The sequence below is a fragment of the Halopenitus sp. H-Gu1 genome (assembly GCF_041821145.1).
In the GTDB taxonomy this organism is placed as follows: domain Archaea; phylum Halobacteriota; class Halobacteria; order Halobacteriales; family Haloferacaceae; genus Halopenitus.
This window is the reverse complement of the sequence record NZ_JBGUBC010000033.1, coordinates 1-17,683: the sequence shown is the minus strand read 5'-3', so window position 1 is coordinate 17,683 and position 17,683 is coordinate 1. Positions and strand designations below refer to the sequence as shown.

General features: G+C 54.8%; 13 protein-coding genes. 5 read left to right on the top strand and 8 right to left on the bottom strand.

Going from position 1 to position 17,683, the window contains the following annotated elements:
• Positions 1-69: 69 nt before the first annotated feature.
• Entirely contained in the window at positions 70-594 is a 525-nt protein-coding gene (locus ACERIT_RS15160; protein ID WP_373675704.1) for a hypothetical protein, read from the bottom strand.
• A 319-nt stretch (positions 595-913) separates the two neighbouring features.
• On the opposite strand from ACERIT_RS15160, the gene ACERIT_RS15155 reads away from it, so the two are divergent.
• On the top strand, positions 914-1,600 hold the full coding sequence (locus ACERIT_RS15155; protein ID WP_373675703.1) for an SOS response-associated peptidase: 687 nt from the start codon (positions 914-916) through the stop codon (positions 1,598-1,600).
• 187 nt (positions 1,601-1,787) lie between these two features.
• On the opposite strand, the gene ACERIT_RS15150 is transcribed toward ACERIT_RS15155, so the two are convergent.
• The 6 genes from ACERIT_RS15150 to ACERIT_RS15125 form a co-directional block, all read right to left on the bottom strand.
• The gene (locus ACERIT_RS15150; protein WP_373675702.1) at positions 1,788-3,188 is read right to left on the bottom strand and encodes a hypothetical protein; all 1,401 of its coding nucleotides are present in this window, start codon (positions 3,186-3,188) and stop codon (positions 1,788-1,790) included.
• 22 nt (positions 3,189-3,210) lie between these two features.
• Complete coding sequence (locus ACERIT_RS15145; RefSeq protein WP_008528531.1) at positions 3,211-3,333, bottom strand: hypothetical protein; 123 nt, start codon at positions 3,331-3,333, stop codon at positions 3,211-3,213.
• A 153-nt stretch (positions 3,334-3,486) separates the two neighbouring features.
• The gene (locus ACERIT_RS15140; protein WP_373675701.1) at positions 3,487-4,734 is read right to left on the bottom strand and encodes an SAVED domain-containing protein; all 1,248 of its coding nucleotides are present in this window, start codon (positions 4,732-4,734) and stop codon (positions 3,487-3,489) included.
• The gene (locus tag ACERIT_RS15135) at positions 4,731-6,332 is read right to left on the bottom strand and encodes a ThiF family adenylyltransferase (RefSeq protein WP_373675700.1); all 1,602 of its coding nucleotides are present in this window, start codon (positions 6,330-6,332) and stop codon (positions 4,731-4,733) included. Before ACERIT_RS15135 ends, ACERIT_RS15140 begins: the two co-directional genes overlap by 4 nt.
• A 743-nt stretch (positions 6,333-7,075) precedes the next feature.
• Positions 7,076-8,200: a hypothetical protein gene (locus ACERIT_RS15130; RefSeq protein ID WP_373675699.1), complete on the bottom strand. Its 1,125-nt coding sequence runs from the start codon at positions 8,198-8,200 to the stop codon at positions 7,076-7,078.
• 24 nt (positions 8,201-8,224) lie between these two features.
• A complete protein-coding gene (locus tag ACERIT_RS15125) occupies positions 8,225-9,253 on the bottom strand; it encodes a Cdc6/Cdc18 family protein (RefSeq protein ID WP_373675698.1) in 1,029 nt (342 codons plus the stop codon).
• Positions 9,254-9,477: 224 nt separating this feature from the next.
• Here ACERIT_RS15125 and ACERIT_RS15120 point away from each other — a divergent pair, with 224 nt between their 5' ends.
• From ACERIT_RS15120 to ACERIT_RS15105, 4 genes are all read left to right on the top strand, one after another.
• Positions 9,478-10,311: a TIR domain-containing protein gene (locus ACERIT_RS15120; protein WP_373675697.1), complete on the top strand. Its 834-nt coding sequence runs from the start codon at positions 9,478-9,480 to the stop codon at positions 10,309-10,311.
• Positions 10,312-10,523: 212 nt separating this feature from the next.
• Positions 10,524-11,303 (top strand): hypothetical protein, encoded by a 780-nt coding sequence (locus ACERIT_RS15115; protein WP_373675696.1) that lies wholly within the window; start codon positions 10,524-10,526, stop codon positions 11,301-11,303.
• Between the two features lie 11 nt (positions 11,304-11,314).
• Complete coding sequence (locus ACERIT_RS15110) at positions 11,315-11,536, top strand: hypothetical protein (RefSeq protein ID WP_373675695.1); 222 nt, start codon at positions 11,315-11,317, stop codon at positions 11,534-11,536.
• 79 nt (positions 11,537-11,615) lie between these two features.
• Positions 11,616-15,422: a helicase-related protein gene (locus tag ACERIT_RS15105; RefSeq protein ID WP_373675694.1), complete on the top strand. Its 3,807-nt coding sequence runs from the start codon at positions 11,616-11,618 to the stop codon at positions 15,420-15,422.
• Positions 15,423-15,430: 8 nt separating this feature from the next.
• Here the strand turns inward: ACERIT_RS15105 and ACERIT_RS15100 are convergent.
• A partial coding sequence (locus ACERIT_RS15100; protein WP_373675693.1) for an Eco57I restriction-modification methylase domain-containing protein occupies positions 15,431-17,683 on the bottom strand: 2,253 nt, incomplete at its 5' end.

Here is a 17,683-nt window from a genome sequence, read left to right as displayed (position 1 = left end):
GACTCATTACTGGAGTCGTCGTGTGCCGCCCAATTAAATGGCCAGTAACCAGGCCTTCAGGATCAAGGTTTAGGGCCGTGAATCCTCGTCTTCCACTATCTCAAACTCGCCGTCGAGAAGAGCTCCTACCGAGTCGATGTGGTCGTCTCCTGCAAAGAACACGGTCCCGGAGTACTGGTCTCCGTACTTCCTCAGGTCTTCGGCCATCTTCTGGTCTCGCATTCCCATGTGTACCCGGTGAGTCCACAGCGCCATGGTCGGGACGAACAGGATGGACAGAAAGCTCAGTGAGGGGTGTAGAATCCAGCCGAAGAAAAGCAGTAGTACGGCGGTGCAGGAGGCCGCCGTCAAGTACAGCGGCTGCTGGTCGAAGCGCTGAAGCCAGGACAGATCCGTGTACTCCACTTCGAGCTCGAGCTCCTCCGCCACTTCCTCCGCTACAGAGGTTTGACTCCCTTCCGTAACCCTATCCGACGCCGATCTCCTCCTCTTCTGCCACCACACCGTAAGCAGTTGAATCAGGATCATACTCGGGTTCTTCAGGACCACCCACTGCGAGGGCTCCTCTCCACCAGTCTTCTCAGCGTGCTCCATCACCAAGACCTCAGCACTCTCCGGTATTACGGAGTGCAGCCGTTGCTTCACTTCGCCACGCGAGTCCCGATGGTTGTCCCCGAACAGCCAGATGGAAGACTTCTGGGAAACACTCACTCTGGACCTTAATCCTCAGAGAAATTGCTTCAGCCTTCTGATGCGTACTGAAAAACAAGCCATCTAGGACTCGGCTAGTGTCGATAGCGGTAACCAATATCCTGTCCTGATGAGCCCGAGTCGGGTTGGTTAAGACGAGAGCCGCCGCCGGCGATGCTCCTTTGCGACTACGTTGAAGACATTCCCCCACGAACACGCGCATATGTGTGGACGCACTTCTCTCTTCATCGACCAGACCGACTTCGAGGCTCGCTTCGATGCCGAGGTCGTCACGGATGGTGGGTATACACCCCGATACAACATTGCACCCGGCGACGACCTCCACATCGTCACGAACGAGGCCTCCGACGAGATCGACGCCTACCACTGGGGGTTGATTCCGTTCTGGGCAGACGAACCCGAGGAGGGAATCATCAACGCTCGCTCCGAGACTGCCGACGAGAAACGCGTCTTCGAGCGGGCGTGGGAATCACGTCCCTGCCTCGTCCCCTCGTCAGGGTTCTACGAATGGAAATCGCCGAACGGCGGGTCGAAACAGCCCTACCGGATTTACCGGGAGGACGACCCCGCGTTCGCGATGGCCGGGCTCTGGGACGTCTGGGAGGGCGACGACGAGACGATCTCGTGCGTCACGATTCTCACGACGGAGCCGAACGACCTGATGAACACAATCCACGACCGGATGCCGGTCGTCCTCCCGCAGGACGCTGAGTCCGACTGGCTCGCCGCAGACCCGGACACCCGCAAGGAACTGTGCCAGCCGTACCCGAAGGACGATCTGGACGCCTACGAGATCTCGACGCGGGTCAACAACCCCGGCAACGACGATCCCGAGGTCATCGAGCCGCTGGACCACGAGCAATCGGGCCTCGGCGAGTTCAGTTCCTGATTGGTGGCGGCATCACGGTCACTGTATCGGCGACGCCGCTGCCGAATCGACGAGCGAGTACTCTCGATCTCGGATGGCACCTTCTGGTGAGGCGGTCTTCGAGATGCTTACACTCGGTCTTATCCAAGTGTGCCTTCCGCTGAGAGAGCATCACGTACTATTCGACGATGACCCGTCTGTTATCGGGCTAGCACCTATCCTGATCATCTGATGCCGTGTCCGATGGCCATGTTGGGCCCTCTGGGCGGGGGATCTCCTCAACCAGATCCTTCTCGAACTGCGAAGCTCTCCAGGCTATCACGTTCTCCTTCCGCTGGACATACTTTTCGTCGGTATCCAGCCACCGGGCAATCTCCTCGTACCTGTGACTAGCACAGAGCAGCACCATCACTGCGAAATCGAAGCGATCGAGATTGCTCTCGTTTGCATCGGCATCAATACGGTCGAGGAACGCCTGTGAGGCATCACCGACGAATTCCATCAGTATCTCATACAGCTCTTCGTCATCAAATCCATCAAACGTGAATCCCTCCGTGATGTTGTTCCTAGGGTCACTCTCTTCGGTATCCCAGCGAATCTCTTCGATGGTTGCTCTTTCACAGTCGTGAAGTCTCGATAGGCGCTCTGGATTCTCCTGTTCCCAGGTCGTGAGTGTGTCGGCTACTGCCTCAGATTGAGCGTGTTCGATATAGGGATCACACCCTCGCTTCGCGATGACTGACTCGATGTTCTTTCCCGAGATCGTCAGCAGCACGGAGGCACATCGATCAGTCTGTTCGAGGATTTGTGCGACTTCACGACGCGATTCAAGTTCGTCAAGGCCTGCACGCTTCTGCGCGTCGTGGACGAGGTTGTTTCTGCGTTCTTTGACCTCGACAAGCGATCCGTGGTCACCTCCGGTCAGTATTTGGATATCACAGAGTTTCTCTAATCGCTTCGCGTGCCCCATACTCCGGACGTGCTCTGTGATGCTGTCGAGACGAGCTTCCTCGCGAAAGAGCTCGTTGAGGACCGTTTCTGTCGTCAACTCTTCGATGAGTGCCGAGGCGAGGAGGAGATACGAAAAGAATGACCGCTCAACGTCGCTGTCGATCTCGTCGGCGGACCGGAGTTTTTCAGCGATTTCAGTACGCTGTTCGAGATAATACTCGAGGACGTTGTCTGAGTGCCCGACGAGAGAGTTTTGGCGTTCTACGTAGGCAACTTGGAGGAGTAATTCCTTCTCGAAAGGGGTGCTCTCACTCAGCTTCTGGCACTTCTGGAGCGAAGTTGTGGGGAGATGGCGAGTCAAATAATCGATGTCGTCGTAGACGAGCGGCGTATTCGTCGGGCAATTGTCTACGATCGACTGAAAGTCATCGTTGTCAGCGAGCTCGCTGAGTGCAGCACGTATCTCGCCGACGCTAAGTTCCCGGACATCCTCTGACGCGTCTGATTCTTCACCGACCGGAACGACGCGGTACGACGCATCTCCAACGATGACGACCGGCCCTTCCAGATCGAGAACCTGATATTCCCCGATTGGGCTCAGAGAGACTGTCTCTGCGTCTATTGCGAACGATACGTCGAGATCAGTGTCGTCGCCCACGCATCAAAAACTGCAAAGGGCTCTATTCGACTTGGGCTTCGTACTCGTCCCAAAGCGTGTCGATGTCCGTGCCGGTCTCCTCAGAGATATGGCGCAGCAACTGCGCCCTGTTCTCGAACCGCCGGAGCTGGCCCTTTGCGCTCATAGTAGGACATAATCGCTCCTGCAGTAATAAATCACGGGGGTGCATTCTCTCGATCCACAAAACACGACCTACCAGTTCTTTAATCACCTCGTAGATGACGCGCTGGTGCGGCGCGATCGAGTCGATGCTCTTCTGGCAATGGGCACTGATTTGCTATTGATCTTCTGAGGCGGTGTCTGAGCCGTCTGAAAGTGACTGATTCTGTAATCGACCAGCAGGATAGTACCGACCCTCGTCTTTGCTATAGAGGTAGGTCTGGATCGGTCTAAGAGTGTTTGAGTTTCGCCCGAAGAGAAAGGCGAGCCCTGTAGGGCCGGCCATGAAGAGATGAATAGTCGATGTTTTTGGCAGTTTTTTGATTGCGTCTCGTACCTTGGTACGGAAAACATCTGCAGCATGGGCTGCCTGTGCCGGGGACAATTCCACACCAGGCCCATCTTCCGGTGTCAATCTGAGAATACCGTTGAAATCCGGAAGGTCGTTATACATTTGGTCTATCTCTGGTTGCACATCGGCAGCGATGTTGACGAGCACCGCAAGCTCCGATCCGTGATTCGGTTGTCGCTGGAGATCTCCTTCTAACCCGCTTTCCTCTTGGTCGATATCGAGTGTCCATTCTGTCATCCCGGTAGGGCCGGTGGGTTGCATCCACGTTGCTTGGATACGACGTGTGGTTGGAAGACAGTAACCGGCCGCGAACGCAGCGGGAAGATGCGTTCGGCCACGGAAGCGAAGGGGGCGGCCCGATGCGTTTTGAATGAGACTGTCCGTTACCGTAGTTAACGCCGGGAGTAGACGCTGGTTCCATACTTCTTGGGATGGCGGACCATGTTCGAAAGATCTTGACCAGTCGATAGCAATCGCTGGATCGATGTCGTGAGCGGGCGATTCGTAGGTATCAAGTGAACATTCGAGGGGCTCACCGTCCAGCAAATACCCATCTATCCGCTCGATCCGCTCTGATAAGACGGCCTGGACGATCTCTGTAGCTTTGTCAGACGTGGTCTCCTCTAGGGGGAGCATTTTCCAGGCGGAAAAGTCGTGGAGGATCGGTGCCTTGTTGAGTATCGATTTCGCTTCTCCAACGCTGATATCGGGACATGGCACAACGACCACGAAAAACTCGTCATCCCCGTCCCAGCGCTTGTTGAATCCCGGCAACTCGTCGTTGAGAATGATGTCGGAGTCGGCTACGCCCTCACTGACGAGCGCAATACCACTGGCCGTTTCCGGGTTCTCCAACTGCTCGACGATTTCGTCTCTGAGTGGCTCCGGCTTCAAATCGAAGATATCCCGCCAAATCGGCACCCCGTGTCGCTCCAGTTCCGTTTGCAGGAAATTGGCGATGTCCGTCTGTTCGTGCTTATAGCTGAGAAATACACGGCCAGTTGGATCAGTCATATATCGTCACCGACGTTGAGAGTTGTAGCTGCATCTGGGTTGTCAATCCGTTCTAACTGCTCGTATTCCTTACTATCGTGGAATAGATAGGCGTTGATCGTGAATTGACCTTCTTCGTCCTGTCCAACGATGAAGAGGAGCGGATGGGGACAGTCGTAGCCGTCGTCGTTGGCGATGTCATTCATCGCAATCCGATCGTCCCGGCTGACATCGGGTGAAGCGCCGGGGTGGTAGTGCCATTCACCGAGATAGTCGATGCCGATGCTCTCCCTGGCGTCTTTGAGCCACTCCTCGACTTTGTCGGTTCCACGGAGGAATCGAGTTGGTTCTTGAATGGAGTCTCGCGGTGGGTCGCGGGCATTCACCACCAGTGCTGGTCCATCGAGACGGTCGGTTCCAGCCAGAATACCGCCCGTTTCACAGGGGTGTCCCTTTCGGCAGCGCTCATACATCGCTTCAAGACACGTGGCCGGAATCTGTACGGTGATTGGCGATTCCGGTGCTCGCCATACTGTTCCGTCCTGGAAGGGAGGTGTGGCCTGTGAAATGGTCGGCAGTTCGTCGTCACTACTGGTCTCGAGTACGGTGAAGTGATTCTCGCGCAGACTCAATGACGTCGCCTGATCAAGAAGCCGTGTCACTGTCCCAGCCCACGTCATCACCCGGTCCGTTCGGATAACTGATGCTGGGTGCCAGCAGCCCACTCGTTCGGGGATGGCATCCTCGTCTTCGTCCCATTCGATCTGTTCTTGCAACCGCCATGGATCGAACGCTTCGTTGTAATCGCGGTACGGAAAGGTATGTGAGTAAGCTGTGAAGCAGAACAACCGGTTCGCTCGCCGACCCATCGCAGCGGAGCAAAACACGACCGGGTGATTCCATCTAATCGCATCCAGAGCGCGACGAACTCCCTGTGATGCGGTACAGTCAATTACTACCTCCGCTTTTCTAATTGGCTCCGGCAACTCACCGCTCGGTGGAAAGGCGCTATCCACATCAAAGATCTGGGCGTACGGTGCAATGGATTCGAGCCGGTCCGCGATTGCTGTCGCCTTGTTTCGTCCCACCTCATCGATTGTTAGTGTGTGGCGAGCCACGTTGCCGATCTCATACGTGTCGTTGTCGATGATGGTAAGCTGCTGACAGCCGGCTCGAACGAGGTTCTCGGCAACCATACTGCCGAGCGCTCCCCCTCCGATGAGCACGATGTTGCGATCCAGAAACCACTCTGTCATATGCCCGCGTCTGGTGAGCTGCTCATGCGACCAGTTGTCCGAGTCCATCCACCGAATCTGTTCCTCTCCGGCTTCCCGCCGTTCGGCTATCTCAGGCCCCTTTCCAGTATCTCGAAATCCGCCGGAGAGGTCATTCGGATCTTTGAACTCTTTTATTTCGATTGGTTGCCAATAGATGATCTCGGGGTCGCCGTCAACCGTTGCTGGGATGGGGAATCCAATTAGAAGGATCTTGACCGGCTCATCGTCCAAGACGGGCTTGATATTCGCCCGTAGTTCGTACGGGTCGGTCTCGGTACCCTCGAAAAATACGTCTAACTGTTCCCACGTCTCCGGGGCCTCCCACGGGGGTTCAATCGGCACCTCTTCTAACAATGCCCACGCTCCGGAAACAGAGTCATCAGGATTCGAATCGATATATCCGCCCCATTGTGGCTGATAGACGACTTCATCGTCGCTATCTTTGAACGTACCAGTCGCGTATGTCTCTTCAGCAGTTGGCAACGAGCGGAGATTGACTGTCCCCCACTGTCCATACGCCGTCATCCAATCTGAGAACGACTCCTGCGTCTCGTTGAATGCGATGGTCGTGGCCGAAGCCGAGTTCGTATCGAAGGCCGGGATTTCAAACGGTTCGTCTGGTTCCCGGAGTTCCCCTTTCGCAGCATTACTTAACCACCGCAATGCTCGGTCCATATGCCAACAGAGTCGATCACGGCTTGTGCTGGGTTCGCCGGTGGCTCCCGTTTGACTGAGGGTGTGCCCATACCGAGCAACACAGATATCGCCTCTTCGCCACGGAGTATCGTCGCTCCCAGCAACGTTCAGCTTCTGGTGGGGAAATGTGGCGGTAATGGTGTTCTCTTCTTGATCCGCAGGGTAGATCCCAATTGAACCGGCGGGGTACGTATCCCGTAGATGGAGATACCAGTCTGTCTCGCGTGGGACGTCCGGATGGGGTTCTAAGTCGTCTGGAGAAAGCCTGATCTTGACAATCCACCGTCCGTTGCTATCGTCTCGATATGGGTCTTTGAGGACGGTGACCCCATCCCGTTCGGCAATGGCTGCGACGGCTTCTGTAATTTCTTGGGGTGGCATTTATTACGTTAGCTGTCCGACTCGGCGAACTGGTGGTCCGATGGATCCTCTACCTGTGAGGACGAGCCTACTGACATGGCTTTCTCCCCTCCATCGTCAGAATCGTCGTCACTTCCGAATGGAGGGAATTTCTCGCCGAAGAGCTGGTACCAGTAATCCCTCGATGTTTCTTTGTCCTCCTCATCCAGTGCTGTCCGCGCGAGCTCTGCGGCATCCTCTGCCTCATCGTAGAACGCCGCGAAATCTTTCCCGTCGATTTGTTTTAGGACGTCATTCTCGGAGGTTCTCGGGAGACCGTGAGCAGGCAGGGTAGGAGTTTCCTCAGCCATTGCTTCGGTCTTGAACTTCCGTGTAAGTTCTTCGAGCGTCCTTGTCACGCCCTCGGCGACGCTGTTGATATCATCAGGACAGCACTGGCCAACGATGTGCTCGAGGGGATAGCTTGTCGGTCCTTCGACGTCAGGTGTCTTCGTTCGCCGCCACCATTTGATGGCCTTGACGACGTTCACGTAGTGGCCATCCGTGATATCGTTCTTATTTACAGTGAAGGCGATAGTCGCGAGGGGATGGGTATTCTCCCACTCGTTCTCATCTCGATGTGGGATCTTGAGCGGTTCGTCCTTCCACTCGTCGTCGCCATCTGCCGAGATATTGAGGGCCTCTGCCACCGTCGAAAGGTCGTCCGGAGTCAGGGCTGTTCCCACGTCCAGTGAACCCAGTGATTTGACGGCTTCACGTGTTGCCTCGCTGGGTGCCGCTGTCAAGACGAGATCGATTTCCACCTTCTCTTCCTCGATCTTGTAGGAGTGGGCATTCGGTTCCCACTGCCCCTCATAGTGTTCCTTCAGGAACGGTTCGCATTTTTCCAGCGCTACGTCGGTATCAAGGTCACTGCTGAGATCAGAGACAAAGACGACGTCAACGTCGGATTTCTCGTCTTCCTGCGGTCTGAGTGCCGTCCACCGGCGGTAGCTCCCCTGTAGAAAGTCTGCAACGTAGAACTCGTCGATGTCGTCGTCAGTCTGCAAGTGATCGCGGAGGGTTTCGTGACCCTCCTTGTAGGCATCATTGTGTTCGTCCTGCGGGCGGATGTCTGACAGGAAGGTCTCGAACAGTGTGGGAAGTGTGGTCATAGTGTATCGATATTCTGGGATGTTTTAAGTGGTTGTTGCAGCAGACGGTGACTCAATGATTGCGTATTCTCGATCCCGACTCGTGCCCTCGGCCTCAAGGAGGTTGTACTGAGCCATCTTCGAGAGATAGGACCGGATGGTCCGTTTCGTTCGGGGATCGTCTACCTCGTCCGTATAGTGGTCGTGAATCTCGCTCGGGCCGAGAGGGCCGTGCTCACGAACGATGTCGTAGACGACGCGCTGGTGTGGCGTGAGTGAATCGATGCTCTTCTGCTTAATCTGGGCCCGAGCGTCTTCGGCGGCGTCCAAGAGAATGTCGTCGGTGATCCGCTCGTGGTTCTCGCGATCGGCTTTGCCGGCGGCCGTTCGAAGGATGCCGATTGCGAGGCGGGCGTCGCCGGCGGCCGCGTCGGCGATCCGGTAGAGCTGGTCGTCGGTGATGACGTCCTCGTCGAGGCCCCACTTCGCCCGCGCACTCAGGATATCGTACAGCTGCTCGTCGTGGTACTTGTCCATCCGGACGTGCTCGCTGGAGCGCAGCCGGCTCACGAGGCGGTCGTCGACGCGGCTGAACAGCTCCTCTTCCTTGTTCGCGATGCAGATGATCGCGAACTGCGGGAGGCTGTGGAGGTCGTAGATGACGCTGGGGTCTTCGAGCTGGTCGACCTCGTCGAGGATGACGACGGTTCGCGGGCCGTCGTGCTGCTGAAGCCGATCGACGAGTTCGTCGTGCGGTGTCGACTGCCGGTGGATGTCGATGGTCGCGCCGAGGTCGTCGAGGATCTGGTAGAGCGTGCGGAACCGGGTGTAGTTGCGCCAGCAGTTGACGTAGGTCGTCTCGACGTCGAGCACCTCCTCACGTAGGCGTTCGGTGACGAATTGCGAGATGCACGTCTTGCCAGCGCCGCTGGGTCCGGTGACAATAGCGGTGTCGGCTGGTTCTCCGTTCGTGATGGGCTCGAGGACGCTAGAGAGGTGATTGACTTCGGCGTCGCGATGCTCTACTTCTCGAGGGACGAACCCGGCGCGTAGAACGCGAGCATCGCGGATCATTGTGTTAGTAAGTGACTGGTTCTGCGTCAGACCATAAATACGTGACCGGGTTGTTTCCGGAAAGCAAATCTCACTAATTGGCCATCGGTTGAATACCGGGTCTCTTTGTGGTGATTCGGAAGGAATCTGTCGTGGTGGCTTTTCGGAAGTTCACGGAAACACGAAACTTGCTGAATAGCAAATATCCCCTTGGGTTTAAATATCCAAATTGCGATGTATCGCCTGTGACACCCAACGAAAACGACCCTGTCACCAACGTGCCGACCGTCGAGGTGCAAAGCCCCACCGGAAGCCTTGACGTGAATGCCCTTATCAAATCAAACGGGGAAGACGATCCGTTTGCTGGCCTGTTCGAGGATACTACTGGAGGCTCCGATACGACATCCGTTCCAACCTCAAACCAACAAAACACCGATGTCGTCGATCTAGGAAAAGACCTCCTCGCCGGATATGCCGACTGGAAAGGTGGACAAGTTGATCATGATCCACACGACGATCCACTTCGTTACCTTTGGCACGACGCCCCTGAACTCATTATCGCTGCTGCTGTGGCAGGCTATTTCACATACAAGGGCGCTCAAGGACTTGGTGGCCTAGTTTCATCTGGTTCAACAACAGATGAGACCGGCACGTCGACGCAGCCGCGTCTCCCTCTGGAAGATCGGCCGTATCGGGTGTTTGTGAGTCACTCGTGGAAGTACTCCGAACAGCGTGAACGTATTGAGGAGTTCCTCGATGATGAAAATCGGCTGGACTGGCAGAACTTCAGTGTCCCAGAGGACGATCCGATGGAGTTTGAAGATAAGAATGATCTTCGTCAGCAGCTTTATCAGCAGGTTGGGCAGGCAAATGTGGTCGTCGTCGTCGCTGGGATGTACGTCTCGCACAGCGAGTGGATCGAGGAGGAGATTGAGATGGCAGACCATTTCGAGAAACCTATTATCGGTGTGCGACCGAACGGGAACGAGCGACTTCCAGCTGTGGTAAAGGAGGATGCCGATGAGATTGTCGGTTGGCGGCAGAAGTCTATCGTGAACGCCATCGCGAAGCATGCATGATTTACCCTCGGTCGAGTATGGCCCAAGACAGAGGGATGGCAGTACACGATCTTCACCCAGACGGCCAGAGCGTGATAAGACGCTCATCAATCAGTACAGGCACTACGCAGAAAGCGTAATGGCGACCGAACAGCGTTTGGATCTGAACTGTTTCTACGGTCCCCTATTCTTAGAATGGCGCAAAGCATCATTCGCCGACACCTTAGCGGAATATGTCTGAATCAACTGACGAGACCTCTGGCAAGAGCGAGCCGAATAATGCAAATCTTGGCGAAAATACCGAGGACAAAGACACGCCTGAAACAGAGCCGGAACACCCCGAAGAGGTTACTGGGGGAGACCCGGCCGAATCGGCCGAGCCCGATGCCGTAGAGAATGGGCCGTTAACGAATCTGAACGACGAAGAGACGGACCGCTTGATGGATCAATACATCCACTATGGAGAGGTGGCAATCGAGACTGCGAATCAGCGGGTTCAAATGAACCGATTTTTCGGCTTGATTTTGACGTCGATACTAGCCGGTCTCTTCGCTCTCGCCCGAGGAAATTTGACGACTACGAGTGCTGCAATCGTTCTATTCGCCTCTGGATTTGGAAGTCTGATCTGTTACTTTTGGTATCAGAGTTTACAGTCGTATCGCCGGCTGAACAAGGCCCGATATGCTATTCTCAACCAAATCGAGTCTGCTCTTCCTGTCCGAATATATCTTGATGAATGGCGATACCTAAAGCGGGAAAAGCCCGATCCGGAAATCGTCGAGCCCCGACCTGATGACGACCCAGATCACCGCTCGCATACGATTGTCGAACAGTGGTTTGTCCGTCTCCTTGCCGCTGGATATCTTACTGTCGGAGGATACGCTGGCGGGTTCATTCTAACTCCTTTGCTCACGAGTGCAGGCTATTCCCTGCCGTCTCCGACCACAGTCGGGCTAATAATCGGTGCAACCGTTATGGCTGGTTCGATTGGGCTATTCTGGATGCGGAGCTGATGACACCTACTATGAAACGATTCGATATTGGAGACACGGTCCGAATCGATATCCCGGACGAAACAGATCCAGATCACGAGCGCCTCCATGGACATCGAGGAACAGTCGTTGAGATCATCTCAGACGATGCGGGAGCTGTGACTGATGATCAACGAGAGGGCTATCTTTTTCGGGTTGAAATCGCTAATGATGACACCGTTGACGTCCGCTGGCGGGATCTTCGGCCAGTTTGATTGACTATAGTCTGGTGCCACCTCTGTAGGGAGGTCACTAAACACTAAGTTCGCGTACTGAATACATCTCGGCATTACGATGCTCTCACTTCCTCCGCTTGTCGATAACGCCAACAGAACACTAGAAGACGCTTACAAGCGGATTATTCCCCAGATCGAGGAAGGCCGTATCGCAACTGGCTACTTTTATCTCTCAGGATTTGACCTCTACCGGGAAGACATTGAAAACCTGGCTGACCCCGATGAGCTCGGCCACGCTCCGCTTCGGATTTTGATGGGTCGTCAGACGAATAGGGGAACTGCTGACGAAATCGGTGAGGGGCAGAATCTCAAAGAGGAGCTCAAAAGAGAGGTGAGAGAAAGCATCTCGGAGCTGAATAACGCTCAGATCGGGCGACTAGACCGGCTACGAGACTTTATCGCCGAAGGCGAGGTGAGCGTCCGTGTGCGAAATCCTGAAAACGGTTACTTCCACGCAAAGGGTGCCTCATTTCGAGCACCACTCGAAGACGACGAAGATTGGGGACAAGATGAGGATGAAGACACCCGACCATGCGCTACAGTTGTAGGCTCCTCGAACTTCACCAAGAGCGGCCACCAGAACAACATCGAGCTGAACCTCACAAGTCAGGATCGACACAAGGCCGAAGCGTTCGAGGAGTGGTACGACAACCAGTGGGCCAACGCCGAGGAGTTCAGTGAGGAGATCATCCGAATCATCGAGAACAGCAAGGAGTACCAGGACTGGAAGGAACAGCAGGAGGACGAGTCCGACCAGAAGACGTCCTCTGAGGAGCTGGGCACGTATCTCGAACCGTTCGAGCTCTACAAGCTGCTCGCCTACGACGAACTGAGTGGGAACGTCAACATCCGTGACAGCCCTCTGTACTACTTCCAGAAGCTCGGGTACGAGAGTGCAAAGGAGAAGCTGTCCCAGTTCAACGGGTGCATCGTCTCCGACTCGGTCGGCCTGGGGAAATCATTTATTGGGGGTGAACTCCTCCACGACTACCGCCAACGTGGTGACCACTGTCTCCTCATTGTCCCGGCCAACCTGACTGATCAGTGGGAAGACCTACTCCAGAACGACACTGACGAAGACGGCAATCCGTACTTCGGGTTAGAGGTAGACGGCACGCACCTTGACGTGATGAGTATCAGCAAGTTCCAGAATCTCTCCTACGACGAGGTGCAGGACCTCAAAGACGAGTTCGACGTCCTGCTTATCGACGAGGCTCATCGGTTCCGGAATTACGGGAAGTGGCGACCGAATCCGGACCACGATGATGACTACAAGGGGACGCGACGACACGCGAATCTCAGGCAACTCCGCGGAAAGACGATGATTATGCTGACCGCGACCCCGATCAATAACAGCGCTACCGACCTAAAGAACCTCATCAGCTTGTTCACCAGCCCGGAGGAACTTCGGAACAAGGCGTCACTCGACTTTGATGCGTTCGACGAATATATCGAACTCTCGGAGACGCGAAAACGCATCGCAGCCGGGAAAGAGGAGGTCGGCGACGACGAACAGAAAGAAATCACCGAGCAGCTACAGCGACACTCCTCTGAGATTTCGAATATCCTGAACGAAGTGATGGTTCTCCGGACGCGCAAGCACGTCAAAGATCAGATTCAGGACAGCGAAGACTTCGAGATGAGCTTCAAGCCGCCGAAACTCAACAAGCAACAGTACTCCCTGCCGGCGGCCTACCAGCCAATATATCGGATGCTTCCCGACGTGATGGACGCCCTCCACCTTCCCCACATCACAGTCAAAAACCCGAAAGCAGGGAGCACGCTGAAAGCCCTCTACAAGCTGAACCTCCTCAAACGGCTCGAGTCCTCAACGTACGCGTTCGTCCAGTCGATCGAGACGCTGCATCAGAGCGAACGCCAGCTTCTCGGCCTTCTTGGTGAACTCCCTGAGGACGAAGATATCGATATGCTCCGAACTATTCGGGAGGGAGATGACTCTGAACTCGGTGACTTTGTCGAAGGAGCCGACGCTGCTGAAGATCTCGAACAAACACTCGAAGAATTTGGTTTCGATACCACCGCTATTCAATCGGAAGAAGGAGCTGATACCGAGGGAGATGAACTGGCAGACGCCACCATCGGTGAGGTGAAGACGTACATCAGGGAGGACCTCACCCTTCTCTCGTATTTCCTCTCGCAGTTCATCGGTGATGTCGCCCGTGATGCGGGTGATGTGAGCGATCATGCGGTTTCCACGCGGCAATGGCTCGCTGACCACGACGCTGGTGTCCTCCCAGATATTCCTGAAGAAGAGATGAATCCGATTCTCTACCCGAATAGTGACCTGAGTGAAGTTGACCCTGCCACACGCGACTTTTACGAGGCCGTCTTTTCGCTCCGCGAGTTCCGCGACCCGAAGATCGACCGACTTGCAGATGTCCTCACTAATCACGATCAGAAGGTGCTCATCTTCACGCAGTATCGGGCAACTGCAGACTACGTCTATAGAACCCTTTGTGACAACGAGGATTCCCCACTCACAGAGGCGAACAGTGCCGTCGTCAAGGGTGGCGACGAGAATAAACAGGACATCATTCAACGCTTTGCTCCCGAGGCGTCAGGCTACCAGCAAACGCTCGCCGAGTCGGGGGACTCAGAGCTACAGTACGTAGTGGCCACTGACACGCTGAGTGAAGGGGTTAATCTTCAGGATGTTCATGTTGTGGTCAATTACGACCTGCCGTGGAACCCGATGCGGATTGTCCAGCGTGTCGGGCGAGTCGACCGGATCGGGAGTACCGCCGAGAAACACGTCCACAACTTCTACCCGGACGGCGACATCGAGGCGGCGATTAAGCTCCTGAAACGCCTGCAGGCAAAGATCAACGATATCGCGCTCATCGTCGGAAAGGAGAACAATATCCTCGATCCGAACGAAGACCAGATTCTCGAAAAGACAGGTGTAGACACGGAGAAGACAATCGGGGAATTACAGGTGGACGAGATTGAGGACTCTCTCCAGAAGTCCCGTGAAATTGACGACGTGAATGAACTCGACGACACGAGCAAGAATCCGCTCCTCCGCAACGCTGGGAGTAATGAACACGCTGCGTTCGAGCGGTACCTTCTGAAGCGAGAACTGAACGAGGATTACGACCTGACTGCGGAAGACTTCGAGTACGCTGAGGACTTCTTCGATGACCCGCCCGAAGAACGGGAATTCCTCTACACGAATGTAACTGACCACGATGCCGGTCCCCGTCCGGGCGTGTTCGCCCTTGCCCACCTCTGGTTTGACGATGATGACCACGAATCCCCGCTTGGTCGCGTCCGTCGTGCTTTCTACTACAAGCCCTTCGCCGACGAGGTCAAAGAGCGGCCCGTGAGCACGCTCAACATTGACCCTTCAGTTAACGGCGAACCGATCACCGGAAATCCAGATACGGTGTTGTCGAACCGTGAGGAGATTCAAGCAGTGCTTGACGAGCGTCTGGAGGTGATTCGAGAAGGCCAGGTTGAGGGAGCCTTCAAACAGGGAGAGGCCTTCTCGAAGGAACAGGAGACAATCCTCGATTTCATCAGTCGCTACGTTCAGCCGAATTACGGCGATGAGCCGGCCTCTGTCGAAGAGTTCGAAACGATAGGGGAATGGGCTACCGACATCGAAGAGCGGCTTCAGGAGGTAAAGCTGGCGAACACGGATGAAGACCGAATTCTACGGGAAATCTTTCGCCAGAACGAGCAGTACGACTCTTTCCCAGAGTGGCCGACCGGGAAGTTCCTCAGTCAGCTTGAGGAGTTCTTGGAAGAGAACGTCGAAGCCTCTACTGAATACCAGACGAAACTGATGGGAGAAAGTGATGTACAAGCGAAGCTCGTATGCTGGGGGGTTGTCGGACAGTGATTCGGGAGCTACGGTAGGGGCCCCTTCTGATCCAGTAAATCATATTTCTCCAAAACCAGGTCGAAGTACATCTCGTCCATCAGCTTCGGATTTTCAACGCGATGGAAGTCGTCGAGGACAAACTTCACGTCACGACGTTCCAGGCCATACGCGTGGAATGCGGCCGCGTCGATTTCAGACTGTAATTTTCTACGTTCTTGACCTTCTACTGCTGCCTCGATTCCGCCGAGTCGCTCACGCATTTCTTTGAATTCTTCCCCGTAACAGTTCAACCGGGCAGCTCGTTCAGCGATATATTGGAACCAGTCATCTCCGTCGGTGAGGCGTGGTAGCTGGGATTCCAGTAGCTCGCGCTTGACGATGTGCGTCTCGACTTTGGTCCGCATCAGGAAATCGAACGCAATGCTGTTCAGGAGTCCCGTTGCCACGAAGAGTTCTTGATCCGTAAATCGCCGGACGTAGGGTGACCGAAGTGGGGACTCTGTGAGGTGTTCCTCTTCCGGCTCAATAGCGAACGGCTTGAATGTGTTAATGGTGTGGAGACAGATGACGTCCTTCGGAAGTACCGTCGCTATTATGGTCCGCTCGTCCCGGGATCGAGAAACGTCTCGAATGCCGATTCGGTATTCAGTGCAATCGAGCAGGACATCTTCTTCCTCAAGTCCGTGACCACGGTGTTCTTCGAGCAGTTCATCTACGAATTGAACCTGAGACTTGCTCGTCTCTGAACCTCCAAAGGCGTCGTAGATTGCTCGCTTGAGGTTCCCCCGGTTGAATTTTTTCTCTCGAACACGGTACTGGGCACTATTCGATGGATCGTACATCCCCTGACTCCAGTACTGCGGTCCATCTAACGCATCTGTGTGGGTATTATCGTACTGAAACTGATGGATATTTTTGCCACCATAGACGGGATAGTCGGCCTCCTCTGGCGATGTCAGGAGCCTATCCTTATCAGTCGATTCAACGAACTCCTTAGTGAGCATATCAACTGTCCAAGCCTCCTTTAAATCTTCACCCAAGGAAGGCTGCTCAACTACCTTCTCCAAGACGCTTACTTCGATCTGCGAGGTGATGGATGGGAAGATTCCCCCTTCTGGAGAATAACTGACGAGTACGTCGCGCGGAATGTTGACTGCCTCATCTTCGATCCTGTAGACTATATCCATGTCACGTTGGTTGAATATCCCCCGAAGAGCTGATGTCTTCCCCCCATATTCGAACGTCAGAATCGCGAACCGATATCTATCGTCGATGGCCTCAAAGATTCCCTTGTTCTCGAACCCGATGAGATTCTCCACGTCCGTATGGTCCAGCAGATGCATTCGGAGGTCTTTCCCCATTACTCCCCCGAAGATAGTACCGGGGAGGAGCAGACTCACCTTCACGCCGTCTCTGGAGAGTCTGAAGACCCGCTCAAGAAAAAGAGCTGAAAGTTCGTTCTTTGTCGGCATCGTTCGACCCCCCACCACCGGAGATTGGAGCTTATAGACATCTCCCTGCGTGAAGAAGTCTGCCTGAGTTTCCATCGACTCCTTGTAGTCCTCCCATTCCCACGCAACTTCTGGGTTTGAGAGGAGGTCTTCCATCACACCGTCCTTTTCCTCCGACGGATAGGTACGGAACTGCTCATCGTAGCGGATGAAGAAGTCGTCGCGATTCGCGTAGAGCATGTCCCACGGTGGATTCCCGATGAACACGTCGAATCCACCTTTCTCGAAGACATCGGCGAACTCCAACGGCCAGTGGAATGGGGACCACTCCCGAATTCCCTCGATCGTTATGTCGTCAAAGCCAGCGTCTTGGAATTCTCGCCGTAGGATTTCGTCAAATTTGTCCCGGTGTTCCTCAATTCTATCTTCTGCTTCTTTCCGCCATTCTTGAGCTTCAACACTGGTCTCCGCTTTCTTGTGCTTCTTAATGGCCTCTTTCACGTCCTCAAAACGCGTTTTCACTTCCCAAGAATCGAGATCGCTGTCTCCGTCTTCGTTACTCTCGATGTCCGTATCGAGTTGACCGATTAGGCTGTTCCCCTGCCGTACGTTGAAATCGATATTGGGGAGCGGCTCCACCTCGCTCGGTTCATCCTCGATATCAGCGACCATCGACAACCAGAGCCTGAGCTTACAAATCTCAACAGCACCTTCGTCGATATCGACGCCGTACAAATTGTTGAGGATGGCCGTTCGCTTTGTGTACAGTGATGAGGAGCCTTTTCCAGACTCGATTTCCTCTATCTCTTCTCGCGTTCTGGATTCTAG